10 protein-coding genes are annotated in these 15,506 nt (G+C 71.9%); 8 read left to right on the top strand and 2 right to left on the bottom strand.

The window, feature by feature from the left end; translation table 11 throughout:
- Window positions 1–99: 99 nt before the first annotated feature.
- Together ABD466_RS21370 and ABD466_RS21375 are read left to right on the top strand one after the other, a co-directional pair.
- Entirely contained in the window at window positions 100–2,241 is a 2,142-nt protein-coding gene (locus tag ABD466_RS21370; protein WP_344658892.1) for an MMPL family transporter, read from the top strand.
- Between the two features lie 77 nt (window positions 2,242–2,318).
- The gene (locus tag ABD466_RS21375; RefSeq protein ID WP_344658893.1) at window positions 2,319–3,749 is read left to right on the top strand and encodes an aldehyde dehydrogenase family protein; all 1,431 of its coding nucleotides are present in this window, start codon (window positions 2,319–2,321) and stop codon (window positions 3,747–3,749) included.
- Between the two features lie 94 nt (window positions 3,750–3,843).
- Here ABD466_RS21375 and ABD466_RS21380 read toward each other — a convergent pair whose 3' ends face one another.
- Window positions 3,844–4,566, bottom strand: a complete 723-nt coding sequence (locus ABD466_RS21380; RefSeq protein ID WP_344658894.1) for a DUF2625 family protein — start codon at window positions 4,564–4,566, stop codon at window positions 3,844–3,846.
- A gap of 88 nt (window positions 4,567–4,654) precedes the next feature.
- The gene (locus ABD466_RS21385; protein ID WP_344658895.1) at window positions 4,655–7,600 is read right to left on the bottom strand and encodes a cell wall-binding repeat-containing protein; all 2,946 of its coding nucleotides are present in this window, start codon (window positions 7,598–7,600) and stop codon (window positions 4,655–4,657) included.
- A gap of 419 nt (window positions 7,601–8,019) precedes the next feature.
- Between ABD466_RS21385 and ABD466_RS21390 the strand changes: the two genes are divergently transcribed.
- The 6 genes from ABD466_RS21390 to tig all read left to right on the top strand — a co-directional run bounded on the left by ABD466_RS21390 (window position 8,020) and on the right by tig (window position 15,428).
- A complete protein-coding gene (locus ABD466_RS21390; RefSeq protein WP_344658896.1) occupies window positions 8,020–9,600 on the top strand; it encodes a glycosyltransferase family 2 protein in 1,581 nt (526 codons plus the stop codon).
- A 167-nt stretch (window positions 9,601–9,767) separates the two neighbouring features.
- The gene (locus ABD466_RS21395) at window positions 9,768–9,917 is read left to right on the top strand and encodes a hypothetical protein (RefSeq protein WP_344658897.1); all 150 of its coding nucleotides are present in this window, start codon (window positions 9,768–9,770) and stop codon (window positions 9,915–9,917) included.
- A gap of 3 nt (window positions 9,918–9,920) precedes the next feature.
- Window positions 9,921–12,788, top strand: a complete 2,868-nt coding sequence (locus ABD466_RS21400; protein ID WP_344658898.1) for an acyltransferase family protein — start codon at window positions 9,921–9,923, stop codon at window positions 12,786–12,788.
- Window positions 12,789–12,865: 77 nt separating this feature from the next.
- Window positions 12,866–13,396 (top strand): DUF3592 domain-containing protein, encoded by a 531-nt coding sequence (locus tag ABD466_RS21405; RefSeq protein ID WP_344658899.1) that lies wholly within the window; start codon window positions 12,866–12,868, stop codon window positions 13,394–13,396.
- Window positions 13,397–13,439: 43 nt separating this feature from the next.
- Window positions 13,440–13,898, top strand: coding sequence for a GNAT family N-acetyltransferase (locus ABD466_RS21410; RefSeq protein ID WP_425558695.1), 459 nt, complete (start codon window positions 13,440–13,442; stop codon window positions 13,896–13,898).
- A 129-nt stretch (window positions 13,899–14,027) separates the two neighbouring features.
- Entirely contained in the window at window positions 14,028–15,428 is a 1,401-nt protein-coding gene (tig, locus tag ABD466_RS21415) for a trigger factor (RefSeq protein ID WP_344658900.1), read from the top strand.
- The last annotated feature ends 78 nt before the right edge of the window (window positions 15,429–15,506 follow it).

Here is a 15,506-nt window from a genome sequence, read left to right on the forward strand (position 1 = left end):
GTTGTGTGAACCGAGTTTTTCTGACCGAGTGGGGAGTGCAGCGGGACCGAACGCGACCGGCGGCCCGACCGGAGACCCGACCGAGAGGGGGGTGAGCCCATGGAGCGGTTTTCGCGCTTCGTGCTGACGCACCGGCGCGTGATCAGTGTGCTGTGGGTCGTGCTGTTCGTGGTCGGCGGGTGGGCGTCCTCCATCCTGGCGAAGCACCTGAACCAGAGCTTCACCATCGACGGCACCCCCAGCATCCGGGCCTCCCAGGCCGTCACGGCCCAGTACCACACCGGCGGCGACCTCGACCCGCTGGTCCCGGTGCTCCAGCTGCCGCCGGGGGTGACGCCCGAGGCCGCGCGGCCCGTCCTGGAGCCCGCGCTGGCGGCGATCCCGGGCCGCGTCGTCGACTACTACACCACCGGTGACCGCCGGTTCATCGGTTCCGACGGCCGGACCATGTTCGCCCTCGTCTACACGCCCGCGACCGGGGACCAGCCCAAGGACGCCCGCACCCAGATCGACCTCGCCAAGGTCCTGCCGGCGCAGCTCGCCGCCAAGGCCCCGCCCGGCACTCAGGTGCACGTCACCGGTACCGGCCCGCTGAGCACCAACAGCGGCAACAGCGGCGGCCAGGGGGTGCTGACCGAGGCGCTGCTCGGCGGCGCCGGCGCGCTGGTGGTCCTGGCCTTCGTCTTCGGCTCCCTGCTGGCGCTGCTGCCGCTGCTGGTCGCCGCGGTCTCCATCCTGTCCAGCTACCTCGTGATCCTGCTGCTGACCCACGTCATGAAGGTGCAGGCGGTGGTCCAGTACATGGTCGGGCTGATCGGCCTGGGCGTGGCCATCGACTACTCGCTGCTGCTGGTCACCCGGTGGCGGGAGGAGGTGGCGCACGGCGCCGACAACGAGACCGCCGTGCACCGCGCGATGGCCACCGCCGGGCGCGCGGTGCTGGTCAGCGGCCTGACCGTGGCGCTCGGCCTGCTCGCGCTGATCGTGGTCCCGATCCAGTTCATGCGGTCCATCGGCATCGGCGGCATGCTCATCCCGGTGGTCAGTGTGGCGGTGACGCTGACCCTGCTGCCGATCATCCTCACCGGCTTCGGCCGCCGGCTGGACTGGCCGCGGCTGCGGCACGAGGACAAGCCCAGCCGGGCCTGGATCGCGTGGGCCCGCGGGGTGGTGCGCCACCGGTGGGTGGCCGCCGCGGCGTCGCTGGCCGTGCTCGTCACGCTCGCCGTCATCGCGCTCGGCATGCACGAGGGCGATCCGACCACCGACTCGCTGGCCAAGTCCGGCGACGCCCACGCCGGGCTGGTCGCGCTGCGGAACGCGGGGATCCCCAGCGGCGTCCTCACCCCGTACGAAGTCCTGACCCCGCCGCCGGCGAACGGCGCCCCGGGCGCCGACAGCCTGACCGGGGGTACCGGCATCTACGCCGTGGTGCCGGGCCAGGGCACGGGGGCGGCGGCCGCGAGTCCCGGCCGGTGGCCGCTCACCGTCATCCTGCCGGTCGACGAGGCCGCCAGCTCCGAGGGCCAGCACATCGCCAAACTGGTCCGCACCGGCCTGGAGCGCACGGTGCCGGGCACGCTCGTGGTCTCCAGCGCCCTGGCCAACATCGACAACATCCACAAGATGTACGGCCAGTTCCCGCTGCTGCTGACCGTCCTGGCCATCGTCACCTTCGTGGTCCTGGCACGGACGTTCCGCTCCCTGCTGCTGCCCGCCAAGGCGGTGCTGGCCAACCTGCTCTCGGTCGCGGCGGCGTACGGCGGCATGGTCCTGATCTGGCAGAACGGCTACGGTTCACACGCCATCTGGGGCATTCCGGCCACGGGCGGCATCCCCTTCTGGATCCCGATGATCGTCTTCGCCTTCCTCTACGGGCTGTCGATGGACTACGAGGTCTTCATCCTGTCCCGGATGCGGGAGGAGTACGACGCCGGCGCCTCGACGAACGAGGCCGTGGTGATCGGCCTGGGCCGCACCGGTCGTCTGGTCACCAGCGCCGCCCTGATCCTCTTCCTGGCCTTCGCCGCCCTGGCGAGCGCGCCGTTCACGTTCCTGAAGATCTTCGCCACCGGCCTCGGCGTCGGCATCCTGCTGGACGCGACGGTGGTACGGGCCCTGCTGGTGCCGGCCCTGGTGTCCTTGTTCGGCCGCTGGAACTGGTGGCTGCCGGGGTGGTCGGCCCGGGTCCTGCGCACCCGGGCGTCCCCCGTGAGCAACACCACGCCCGAATCCTCCTGAAGCGTCCTTGTGCCGTGTGGCGCGCGGCGCTAGCGTCCGCAGAAATCTCCCACCGCTAGTTTCCGGGACGGCCCCTCATGAGCGCGCTCACCTTCACCGACCAGTACATCGGCGGCAAGTGGATCCCCTCGGCGTCCGGCACGACGCTCGACGTCCGCAACCCGGCGACCGAGGAGGTGCTCGCCGTGGTGCCGGACGGCGGCGCCGCCGACGTGGACGCGGCCGTCGCCGCCGCGCGCTCGGCCGCCCGCGCCTGGGGCGCCAGCAGCAAGGGCGAGCGCCTGGAGTTGCTCGGGCGGCTGGTCGCCGGCCTGGCGGCCGCGCAGACGGAGATCGCCGAGACCGTGACCGCCGAGCTGGGGTGCCCGATCGGCTTCGCGACGTCGGTCCAGGCCGCGCTGCCGTTGGGGGTGGCGAACAGTTACCTGCAGATCCTGACCGACTACGAGTTCGAAGAGCGGGTCGGCCACTCGACCGTCTACCACGAGCCGGCCGGCGTGGTGGGGGCCATCACGCCGTGGAACTACCCGCTGCACCAGATCGTGGCCAAGGTGGTCCCGGCCCTGGCCGCGGGCTGCGTCGTGGTGCTCAAGCCGGCCGAGGACACGCCGCTGACCGCCCGCCTGTTCGCCCGCCTGGTCGACGAGGCCGGCTTCCCGCCCGGCGTGTTCAACCTGGTCGTCGGCACCGGGGCCGGGGCCGGGGCGGCGCTGGCCGGGCACCCGGACGTCGACGTGGTCTCCTTCACCGGCTCCACCGCGGTCGGCCGCCGCATCGCCGAGCAGGCCGGACGCGACGTCAAACGGGTGACGCTGGAGCTCGGCGGCAAGTCGGCCTGCGTCGTGCTGCCCGGCGCGGACCTGCCGAAGGCCGTGGCCGCCGCGGTCGGCAACGTCTTCGCCAACTCCGGCCAGACCTGCTCGGCCTGGACCCGGCTGCTGGTCCCCGACGAGCACTACTTCGAGGCGCTCACCGTCGCCGCCGAGGCCGCCGCCAAGTACGTCCCCGGCGACCCGGCCAGCCCCGAGACGCGCATCGGCCCGCTGGTCAACGCCAAGCAGCTGGAGCGCGTCCGCGGCTACATCAACGACGCCGTCGCCGAGGGCGCCCGGGTCGTCGTCGGCGGATCGCAGCCGCCGGAGGGCCTGACCGCCGGCTACTACGTCCGCCCCACCATCCTGGCCGACGTCACCACCGACATGGCCGTGGCCCGCGAGGAGATCTTCGGCCCGGTGATCTCGGTGATGTCCTTCCACGACGCCGAGGACGCGCTGCGCATCGCCAACGCCACCGACTACGGCCTGGCCGGCGCGGTGTGGGCCGCCGACGACGCCGAGGCGGTCGCCTTCGCCCGCCGCATGGACACCGGCCAGGTCGACATCAACGGCGGCCGCTTCAACCTCGCCGCGCCCTTCGGCGGCTACAAGGACTCCGGCATCGGCCGCGAGCTGGGCCGCTACGGCCTGGAGGAGTATCTGCAGACGAAGTCGCTCCAGTTCCGCGCCTGACCAGGCGTCCCGAGCGACCGACCGTGGCGGGCTCGGAGCGGCGCACCCGCCCGAGCCCGCATCGCCGCCCGGCTACCTCCGCGCAGGCCCTCCGTCACACCGCCCCGAGGAACCCCGGGTCCGCGGGCCCGAACTGCCGCGCGAAGTCCGCGGCCATCCCCAGGACCTCGCGCATCGGCACGGCGCGCCGCGTGGTCGCGCCGAGGTCTTCGTGTGCTTCCTTGGTCCACAGGTAGGGGAAGACCGTGATCCCCTGCGAGAATCCCGCGGCGGAAGCCTCCTCCCGCCATCCGTCCCATCGAAGACGGCTGTAGAAGCCCTCGACGTCCCCGGACAGCAGCCACTGGATCCACGTCGAGTGGCCGACTCCCAGCGCCTCCCACTCCAAAGAGTCGGGGGCGAAGTACACGATCTGCCCCGGCTCTCCAGGCTTCCCCTCCGCGGCCGGATCGATCCCGTTCAGGGCGAACACGCCGCCCAGCACGTCGTGGCCCACGACCAGCCCGGGCGCCTGCCACGCCGGGTCGGCCACCTCGGGGAAGCCGTTCACCTGCGCCAGGCTCGGCAGCGCGCCGTCGCGCCCGGAGCCGCCGCCGTACACCCGCACCCAGCCGTCGTCGAAGACCAGGCCGCCGGAGTTCAGGACGATGCCGCCGAGCATCGACCGAGCGGTGATCTGCAGCTGGAGCAGCCCGCGGCGGCTTTCGCCCAGGTCGGCCGGGGCCACCGCCACCGGCGTCGGACACGCGTCGACCATCGCCAGGAGCTCCGGCCACGCCGGATCCGCCACGTCCGTCAGCTCGTTGAGTTCACGCATCCGGAGATGATGGCAGACCCCGGAAACGATGCGGGGGCCGCCCCCGACGAACGTCGAGGACGGCCCCTGACCTGCTCGTGCGGTGAACCTACTTGACGTGGCCGCCGACCGCCGCGGCGACCTGGTTGACCACGGCGTTCGACACCGCGACCGGACCGCCGAAGATGTCGACGAAGCCGCCGCCGGCCAGCGAGTGCGCCAGGCCCTGCAGCGCGCTCTTGGTGGTGTCCGGCAGCGCGCCCGGCATGGTCAGCAGCAGCGGGCTGTTCGAGCGGGCGAGCAGCGCCGCGCCGGTGAGGGCGTCCGCGAACTGCATGCCCGTGGCGACCCCGGCGATCTGCGGGTACGGGAACGCCTTGGCGACCATGGCCGCCGTCTCGAACCGGTCCGACCCCTTGAACGCCTTCAGCGTCGGGCCCCACGACGAGACGGCCGTGACCGCCTGGCCGCCGATCGCGGCGAGGCTGTCGACCTTGTTGTTCATGATGTAGTCGTACACCGGCTTCGGGACGACGGTGTCCTCGGTGAGCAGGATCGCCGCCGGGCCGGTGCCCTGGGCGCTGAAGACGTCCGAGGCGTACGGACCGGCCGCCAGCGCGTCCGGGAAGTTCTTGCCGGTGGCCACCACGACGTTCTTCGGGTTGCCCATGGCCTGGGCGATCGCGACCGAGGTCTCGTAGCGGGTGGCGCCGGCGATCCGCTGGATCTGGCTCGCGGGCAGCTTCAGCGCGTTGACCGCCGCCGGGCTGACCGCGTTGACGCCGCCGAGCACGTACACCTTGCCGCCGGGGGCGAGCACCCGCTTGATCTCGGCCGCCACGCCCGCGTCCATCCCCTTGCTCGGGGTCAGCAGCAGCGGGGCGTTCTTCGACTTGGCGAAGGGCACGCCGGCCAGCGCGTCCGGGAAGTTCTCGCCGACGGCCAGCACGACCGCCGGGGCCGACCCGGCCGCCGGGAACGCCTGCTTCGACACCGCGATCGCGGTCTCGTAGCGGGTGGCGCCGGCGACGCGGCTCACCGCCGGGCCGGCCGGGTTGCCGACCGGGGGCTTCTGCGCGGCCAGGGCGTCGACGAAGCCGGCGTTCGGCGAACCGAGGCCGGTGGCGTTGTCGTAGCCGGGGGTGGCGGTCAGCGAGGTGTCCATGCCGACCTGGTACAGCTCGCTCTTGCTGCCACCGCTGAACACGCCCTCGGTGATGCCCGGGCGCGAGGTCACGTCGTGGTAGGCGCTGCTGTTGAGCGCGTACAGCGACGGGTTGGCGAAGCCGACGGCGTGGCCGGCCGCCTCCTTGGTGTCCGCCAGCACCGCGGCGAACTCCGGCGCGGCCACCGAGGTGCCGCCCATGCTCGTCTCGAGCCACCGGTTGTTGGCGCCGTCCCACTCCGTGGTGTCGACCTGCACCATGGTCGCCAGCGAGCCGTTCATCGCCACGTCCGGGAGGACGCGCATCGGCCGGGTCGTGTGCACGCCCGCGGACGTGGTGTTGGCCAGTCCGGCCGGCACCTTGCCCGCCTGGTACCACGGCTGCGTGATGTCCTCGGAGGTGCCGCCGCCGCCCCCGAAGAAGAACGGGAGGTGGCCGGGGGGCGAGCTCCACGAGCCGCCGTTCAGCGTGGCCCGGTGGTCGCCCATCGCGACCTCCCACGCGTAGCCGCCGCCGGAGTTGGTGGCCAGCGTGGTACCGCCGACGGCGGTCACCCACTGCGAGCTCACGGGCCACTCGGTCTGCCTGCGCGCGGAGTTGCCGTTGCAGTTGACGGCGCCGCCGGCCTTGTTGGCCGGGTCGTCGTCGCCGCAGTCGCCGGTCGAGAAGGTGAAGCTGATGCCCTCGGCGGCGCCCTTCTGGAAGATCCGGTCGTACTGCGCCATCACGGCCGGGTCCTGGTCCCCGTCCTTGCCGTGCATGATGGCGCCCCACGAGTTGGACACCACGTCGGCCAGGTGCTGGTCGACGATCTGCTGCTCGGCCGCCATCAGGTCGGCGTCGGTGCAGGAGTTGGCGCCGACGTAGACGACGTTGGCGTCCGGGGCCAGCCCGTGCGCCATCTCGACGTCCAGCGCCTCTTCGCCGCCGGCGTCGGGGCAGGCGTCCGTGTTGTTCCAGGCGCCCTGGTTGTAGTACTCGGAGTACTGGCCGGACCGGAAGGCCGGGACACCGTTGTGGCTCGACCACTGGTTGGCGGCGTCGATCATGTTCGGGGCCGCGTACCAGTCCACGACCGCGATCGTGGCGCCCTTGCCGGTCTTGGTCAGGCCGTAGGCCGACCGCAGGTCCTGCGCCGTGTAGGGGCAGGGCAGCAGGGGGGTGGTGGCGTTGCTGGTGGCCGGCAGGCCCGTGACGTTCGACTGGCCCCAGTACGCGCCGCACCAGCTCTGGGCGCCGGCGTTCGGGGTCACGGTGTTGTTCGGCGTGGCGACCGGCTTCTTCACCGAGTCCGTGTGCGCCATCATCGTGTTCTGCGAAAGACCCGAGACGGCCGAGACGTAGTTCGCGACCGCACCCGGCACCACGGCCGCCGACGACGCGGCGTAGCCGACGGAGCCGTCCGGACGCTGGTAGTTCTTCAGCTGCGTGCCGAAGGCGCGCTGCACGGCCTCGGCCGGGCCCTTGGCGTCGATCCAGTTGGTGGACGCCGAGGTCACCGTCAGGCCGGAGTCCTTCAGCCACTGCTGCACGGCGGCGACCTGCGCCGGCGTCGCGCCGAACTGCTGCTTGACCTGCTCCGGCGTCAGGAACTTCCCGTAGTTCGGGCTGTTCGGGTCGTTCACGTCCTTCGCCAGTGCGGCGAGACCGGCGTCGTCCTGGCCGGTGAGGAACACGCGCGTGGTGATGGTCTGCGACGCCGGGACCGCGCCGCGGTCCTTGTCGGCGGTCGCCCACGCCGGGTGCGCGTTGTTCAGGGTCTTGTCGTTGTGCTTGCTGTGCTGCGTGTCGTCGGCCTGGGCCGGCATGGCCTGCGTGGCCGCGGCGACCATGGCTATCGCCCCCGTGGCGAGCGCCTGGACACGCCGCCGGTGTGCGGCGTTCGGCATAGATGAAGTCCCTTTCCCCTGTGTTCTGAAGCCCCCGACGTTCCGCGCGAAACGCAGCGGAACTCATGAAATCTTCAGGGACGAACCACGTGTCTATCCACGTCAGGACCTCGGCCACAAGCCGGACCCGGACTCTGTGACACGTTCGTGTCCTGACGTTGCGAACTCGCGTCGTGACGTACGGTGCGCACCTTTGTTCACCCCGGTGGCACCACAGGTCAGGGTGGTCTTTTAGGGGTGCCGGCGGAGCTGATCCGACGTCGGATCGAGCGAATTCATCAAGCTCTTGGCATTCCGGCGTGATCAACGTCACGGGGCGCGATTCAGGGCCCGTTCACGCGGGCGTCGCCAACAGGTCTAGACCAGTGGGCTATCGTGGCGGTGAGTCAATGCACGAAATCACAGGGGGACCATCGGCCATGGCGCCGAGCACAACGCTCACCGCGACACAGACACCGTTCCTGCCCGCACCGCCCGACGACGACGAGCTCTACTGGTACTTCGGCCCGCAACGCCGCTGGGTCCTGCTCTGTTCGTCTTTGTCGTTCATCTTCACCGCGATCACGCTGTTCTTCTTCTCGCTCCGCACCCCGCTGCTCTGGGTCTTCTTCGGCGTTCTGGCGCTGAACCTGGCGGGCCTGGCGTTCTCGCTGGCCGACGGCCAGAAGCAGCGCCGCCTGACCCGCGCCGGCCACGACGTCCTGGTCCGCGCCTGGCAGCCGGAGCGGGTCCCGAGCGTCGACGTGTTCCTGCCGACCTGCGGCGAGCCGCTCGACGTCCTGCGCAACGCCTACGAGCACGTCGCCCGCGTCCGCTGGCGCGGCGCGCTCGCCGTGTACGTCCTGGACGACGCCGCCAACCCGGCGGTGGCCGCCCTGGCCCGCGAGTACGGGTTCCGCTACGTCGTCCGCCCCGATCGCGGACACCTGAAGAAGGCCGGCAACCTCAACCACGCTCTCACCGTCGCCGACGGCGAGGTCGTGGCCATCCTCGACGCCGACTTCTGCCCGCGCCCCGACTTCCTCGACCACCTCGTTCCCTACCTCGCGGACCCCGCGGTCGGCATCGTCCAGAGCCCTCAGTTCTTCGACACCGACGAGACCATGTCCTGGCTCCAGCGCGCGGCCGGCGCCGCCCAGGAGTGGTTCTTCCGCTGGGTGCAGCCCTCGCGTGACGCCGCCGACGCCGCGATCTGCTGCGGCAGCAACGCCGTCTACCGCCGAGCCGCGCTGGACGCGATCGGCGGCTTCGCCAAGCTCGACCACTCCGAGGACATGTACACCGGCTTGGAGATGCTCGGCCACGGCTACCGCACCCAGTACGTGCCCGTGCTGGTGGCCAAGGGCATCTCCCCGGAGAGCCTGCCGTCCTACGTCAACCAGCAGTACCGCTGGGCGATGGGCAACCTGCACCTGCTGACCGGCCGTGACCTCAAGCGCGTCGGTGCCGCATGGCGGACCCGCGTCTGCTATTACAACGGCGTCCTGGGCTACGTGGTCATGGCCGTCAACGTCTTCGCCGCTCCGCTCCCGCCGCTGCTCATGCTGGCCGCCCGCCCCGAGCAGATCCGGCCCTGGCATGTGCTGCCGCTGCTGGCCCCTCTGTGGGTCTGGTTCGTGCTGCTGCCCGCGGTCTCCCGCAGCCGCTGGCGCATCGAGGTGATCCGCGCGAACTACCTCGTGGCCTTCGCCGCGGGCGCCGCCCTGCTGCACACGCTCCGCGGCCGCGGAGCCGACTGGGTGCCGACCGGAGCCGGCGGCGGCCGCTCCAAGCTGGCGCGCGACATCGCCCGCCTGGCGGTGCTGTGGCTCGGGGCGACGACCGGCGCGGCCGTGGCCGCGCTGGCCGCGGACCTCGCGCGTTTCGGGCCGGCCCGGTTCTGGGGCGTGGCCGTGTACGTGGCGGTGACGGTGTACCTCACCGCGCCGCTGATCAAGGACCTGATACCGACGCTGGGTGCCCGCCGCGCGGCCGCGCCCGTGTTGAAGGAGTCGAAGTGAGCACCGCCCGCACCACCGACAACCGTGTGGCCGAGAGCGCGAGCACCAGCACGAGCACGAGCGCGAGTGGGAGCACGAGCGCCGCGGCTGGCGAGCCCGCCGTCGAGCGCGATTCATCCCACTTATTACCGGCCCAGCGAAACGCCGCCGTACCGACCCCACCCGCAATGGGGGCCGGCCAAGAGCCCGCAGCCCCCACCCCGACCCCCGACCACCGCCTCCGCTGGCCCGAAGCCCTCGCCATCACCCTCGCCCTCCTCCTCGGCGGCGCGGTGGCGTCCGGTGTGTTCCGCCCGATGCTGCCCTGGCTGGGCTGAACCGTGGCCGACCGCGACTTCCGGCCCGACATCGAAGGACTGCGCGCCGTCGCCGTGCTGACCGTGCTCGGCTTCCACGCCGCGGTGCCGGGCATGGCCGGCGGCTACGTCGGCGTCGACGTGTTCTTCGTCGTCTCCGGCTTCCTCATCACCGGGCAGATTCTCGGGCGCCAGGGTTTCTCGCTCTCCGAGTTCTACGCCCGCCGAGCCCGCCGGATCCTGCCCGCGGCCTGTGTGGTGCTGCTCTTCACCGCCCTCGCGACCTGGATCCTGCTCCCACCCCTGCGCCAGCACGACGTCGCCTACGACCTCCTGACCGCCGCGCTGAACGGCGGCAACTGGCGTTTCGTGGCCGACCAGACCGACTACCTCGCCGCCTCACGCGCCCCCAGCCCGCTGCTCCACTACTGGTCGCTAGGCGTCGAGGAGCAGTTCTACGTCGTGTGGGCGCCCCTCGTCCTGCTCGCGATCGTCGCCGCCCGCCGGCGCCGCAGCTCCGTCCGCGCCTTCGTGCTCGCCGAGATCCTGCTCCTGTCCGCGGTCTCGCTCGCCTTGTCGCTGCACTGGACCACCACCTCGGCGCCGCTCGCCTACATGGGCTCGCCCTCGCGCGCCTGGCAGTTCGGCGCCGGAGCGATCCTCGCCGTCGCCGTCTCCGGCCGGACCGTGGGACTGCGGCACGTCCGCACCGCCGCCGGATTCGCCGGCCTGGCCCTCGTGCTCGCCGCGACCGTCGCCTTCGACGCCCGGACCCCGTATCCGGGAACGGCGGCGCTGATGCCGGTCGCCGGAACGGTCCTCGTCCTGTTCGCCGGCGCGGGGGAGTACCCGAAGGCCTCGATCCCGTCTCTGCTGGCGATCCGCCCGGCGCGCGCCGTCGGCCGGCTCTCCTTCGCCCTGTACCTCTGGCACTGGCCGATCCTGGTGCTGGCGCAGGCGGAATGGGGCGATCTGGCCTGGGGCACCGCCGCGGCGCTGGCCGCTCTGTCGGCCGTCCCCGCCTACGCCACGATGCGCCTCGTCGAGCAGCCGCTCCGGTTCTCGAAGCTCATCACCTCGACGCCCCGGCGCGGCCTGGCGATCGGCGCGACGGCCGTGATGCTCCCGCTGGCCGCCGGTCTCGTGGTCGGCACCGGCGCCGCGCGGACCCTCGGCGACGCCCAGCCGTTCGACGTCAGGGCCCTGCCGACCGCGGCTCCGGCCGGTCCGCACCTGCTGGCGGTCCCGGCCGCCGCCCGCACCGGCGGCACCACGGTGCCCAGTCCGGCCCAAGCCCGCAAGGACTTCCCGCCCGACGAAGGCTGCGAGGTGGCCCCCGAGGCCGCCGTCAGCACGCTGTGCCTGTTCAGGCCGGCCCCGCCGGGAAGCCCCACGGCGACCGGCCTGGTCCGCGACCTCGACCCGCCGTCCCCGGACGGGCTTCCGGCCGGCCGCATCGTCCTCATCGGCGATTCCCACGCCGGCCAGTGGTTCTCCGCCGTCAGCCGAGTCGCGGCCGACCGCCACCTCGCCGTCGAGGAGCGCGTCAAACAGGGCTGCCCCTTCGCCGACTTGAAGGTGACCAGCCCGGTCCTCGGCCGGGACTACCGGGAGTGCTACACCTGGCGCGCCTCGGTCCTGGAGCAGCTGCGCCGGGAGACGCGCCCGGCCTTGATCATCGTGTCCGAGCTCGACTGGTACGCCCCGGCCGCCACGACCGCCGAGGCCTGGGAGGGGCCGCTGACCAGCCTGGCGGCGCTCGGCGTCCCGATCGCCGGCATCCGGGACACGCCCAAGCCCGACACCGACATCCCGGTCTGCGTCTCCGGTGCGCAAGAGCAGTGGAAGGACTGCGCGTTCCGCCGCGGCGACGCGCTCGCGGTGGACCCGCTCGCGATCGATCCCCGGGTGACACCGGTCGATTTCAGCTCCCTGTTGTGTCCGGACACCACCTGCCCGGCAGTGCTGGACGGCGTCCTGCTCTACCGCGACGACTCGCACCTCACCAACACCGCGGCCTATCTCATGGCGCCGCGGCTGGCGGCCCAGCTGCCGTTCGCGAAGCCCTGGCAGACGGTGTTCACCGCCGACTTCCGCGGGGCGGCGGGGGCTCCGCTGCCCCAGCAGGACTGGATCGTCGACACCGGACACTGCTATCCCGGCTGCCCCGCGCCGAACTGGGGCACCGGTGAGGTGGAGGCGATGAGCGCCGACCCGGCGAACGTCGGTCTCGACGGCCACGGCGCCCTGCGCCTCACCCCGCTGCGGGGCACCGACGGCACCTGGACGTCGGGCCGTGTCGAGACCCGGCGCTCCGACTTCGCCGCACCACCCGGCGGCGTCCTGCGGCTCAGCGCCAAGGTGACGCTGCCGGACGTCACCCCCGCGAACGGCGCCGGCTACTGGCCCGCTTTCTGGCTGCTCGGCAGCGGGGTCCGCGACGGGACGCGCCCGTGGCCCGGGGGCGGTGAGATCGACGTCCTGGAGGCCCTGAACGGCCGGGCCTCGATCTGGTCCACCCTGCATTGCGGCGCTCTGCCGACCGGGCCCTGCGGCGAGCCCGGCGGGGTCAGCTCCGGTGAGCACCCGTGCCCGGCCTGTGCCTCCGGCCCGCACGAGTACGCGGTGGAGGTCGACCGCTCGCGCAGCCCGGAACAGATCCGCTGGTCGATCGACGGCACCGAGGTCTTCCGCGTCGACGCCGCCCGGGTCGACGCCGCCACCTGGGACGCCGCCGTCCACCACGGCTTCTTCGTGGTCTTCGACGTCGCGGTCGGCGGCACGTTCCCGGGCTCGGTCGGCGGTCCGGCTGCCGAGCGCCCCGGGGCGGCCACGGTCAGCGGCCGGCCGATGACGATCGAGAGCCTGGAGGTCTCGACGCGGGCAGGATGACGGCTACCATCACGGCCACGGGTTGTGACCACCGCCGGGGGACGAGCGTGGTGGACGAGCGAAGGGGAGGGCGGCGGATGGCCGGGAAATGGTCTGCGACGGCCAAGGGCACTCGGTATGTGCTGATCGCGGCCCTCCTCTACATAATGGAGGCGATCGTGATCCTCGCGACCGCGTTCAGCCGCCCCACCGGCTACGCCGACCTCGTGATGGGGGCCTTCACCTCAGCGTTCGGTACGGGCCTGGCCGCCGCCGCACTGCGCACCGACTATCTGAGGGCGATGCGACTGCGGTGGCGGCTGCGCGACGGGGCCGAGCGGGCCCAGGCGACCGTCGCAGCCGTGGTCGCCTTCCACAACAGCGAGTTCACCTATCCGGTCTTCGAGTACGCGACCCCCGACGGGGTCACTCACCGGCACGCCGACGCGTCCAGCCGGGCCCTGGCCGTCGGGGACACCGCCGACGTGCGGTACCTGCCCTCGGAGGCCGACTTCGCGGTCGGGCCGCTGAGCCGCTTCAACGCCGCGGTGTTCCTGTTCCTGGGGCTCCTGGGGGCGATGTTGCTGGTCATGATGCCCGTGATGACGGTGCAGTCGATCCTGAACTGACGCGGAAACACTCCCGACACACACCCGAGCCAGACTGGACGGCGTGATCCCCCCGAGCATCGTCGTCAAAGAGGTCCCGTGGGACGACCCGGAAGCCGCCGCGCTCCGGGCCGCGCAGCGGGCCGAGATCGAGGAGATGTACGGCCCGGACAGCGAGCCCGGCGTCGCGCCCTCCGCCGCCGACATCGCCTTGTTCGTGGTCGCCTACGCCGGCGGGGCGCCGGTGGGCTGCGGCGCGCTGCGGCCGCTGGAGCCCGGGGCGGCCGAGATCAAGCGCATGTACGTGGTCCCGGACTGGCGCGGCCGCGGGGTCTCCAGCGCCGTGCTGTCCGCCTTGGAGGCCGGGGCCGCGGCCCGGGGCCGGACCACCCTGAAGCTGGAGACCGGCCCTCGGCAGGCCGCCGCGATCCGGTTCTACGAGCGCTCCGGCTACGCCCGGGTCCCCTGCTTCGGCGCTTATGCGGATGACCCGACCTCCCAGTGCTACCAAAGAGAGCTCTAGCGAGTTCCGGGACCGTTTCCTTCGGGGGCGGCACTCCGGGTTACGATGGGGCTTCGTATCCCGTCCACGCGCGACGTCGCGCCATGACTCGAGGCTGCCGGCGCCGGCAGCGCCGCAAGGAGAGCAGCAGTGAAGAGCGCTGTCGAGACTTTGGACCCGACCCGGGTCCGGCTCACCGTTGAGGTCCCGTTCGAGGAGCTCAAGCCGAGCCTCGACGCGGCCTACAAGAAGATCGCCGAGCAGGTCTCGATCCCGGGCTTCCGCAAGGGCAAGGTCCCGGCGGCGGTCATCGACCAGCGCTTCGGCCGCGGCGCCGCCCTGGAGGAGGCCATCAACGCCTCCCTGCCGCAGTTCTACGGCCAGGCGGTCGAGGAGAACAAGATCGAGGTCGTGGGGCAGCCCGACGTCGACCTGCAGGAGCTGGAGCCGGGCCAGACGCTGAAGTTCACCGCCGAGGTGGACGTGCGCCCGGACTTCGAGGTGCCGGCGTACGAGGACATCGAGGTCGAGGTCGAGGACGCGACCGTGACCGACGAGGCCGTGGACGAGCGCATCGACCTGATCCGCAAGCGCTTCGGCTCGCTCAAGGAGGTCGAGCGCGAGGTCCAGGACGGCGACTTCGTGACGCTGGACCTGACCGCCTCGATCGACGGCGAGGTCCTGGAGGACGGCACCGCCAAGGGCATGAGCTACGAGGTCGGCTCCACCCAGCTGGTGGAGGGCACCGACGAGGCGATCATCGGCAAGAAGGCCGGCGAGACCGCCTCGTTCACCTCGAAGCTGCTCGGCGGCTCGCACGCCGGCGAGGACGCCACCATCGAGGTCACCGTGACCGCGGTCAAGGAGCGCGAGCTGCCGGAGCTGGACGACGAGTTCGCCCAGCTGGCCAGCGAGTTCGACACCATGGACGAGTTCCGCGCCAACGTCCGCGAGACGCTGGAGCGCTCGGAGCAGTTCGAGCAGGTCGCCTCGGCCCGGGACAAGGTGCTGGAGGTCCTGCTGGAGCGCGTGGACATCCCGCTGCCGAAGTCGGTCGTGGAGGCCGAGCTGGCCTGGCGCAACGAGGCCCTGGACCGGCAGATCGCCATGGGCGGCATGACCCGCGAGGGCTTCTTCAAGCTCCAGGACAAGACCGAGGACGAGTACACCGCCGAGCTCGACGCCGAGGTGCGCGACGGGGTGAAGGCCCAGTTCATCCTGGACAAGCTGGCCAACGACAAGGAGATCTCGGTCAACGAGGGCGAGCTCACCAACCACCTGATCCAGCGCGCGTCGCAGGCCGGCATGCGCCCGGACGAGTTCGCCCAGCAGATCTCCCAGGCCGGCCAGATCCCGGCCCTGGTCGGCGAGGTCCGCCGCGGCAAGGCGCTGAACCTGGTGCTGGAGGCCGCCACCGTCAAGGACGCCTCCGGCAACGAGGTCGACGTCAAGAAGATCAACGAGCCCGACGTCGAGGAGACCGACGGCGAGAACCCGGACAGCCACGGCCGCACCCCGGACGACGAGCACTACGGGCACAAGCACGACTAGCCGGAAGCTCCGGTAATACGAAAGCCCTGCCGTGGTAACACGGCAGGGCTTTCGCGTCCCCGCCCGCGGCGCGGGCGT

The sequence above is a fragment of the Catenulispora subtropica genome, from assembly GCF_039531675.1.
Lineage (GTDB): Bacteria > Actinomycetota > Actinomycetes > Streptomycetales > Catenulisporaceae > Catenulispora > Catenulispora subtropica.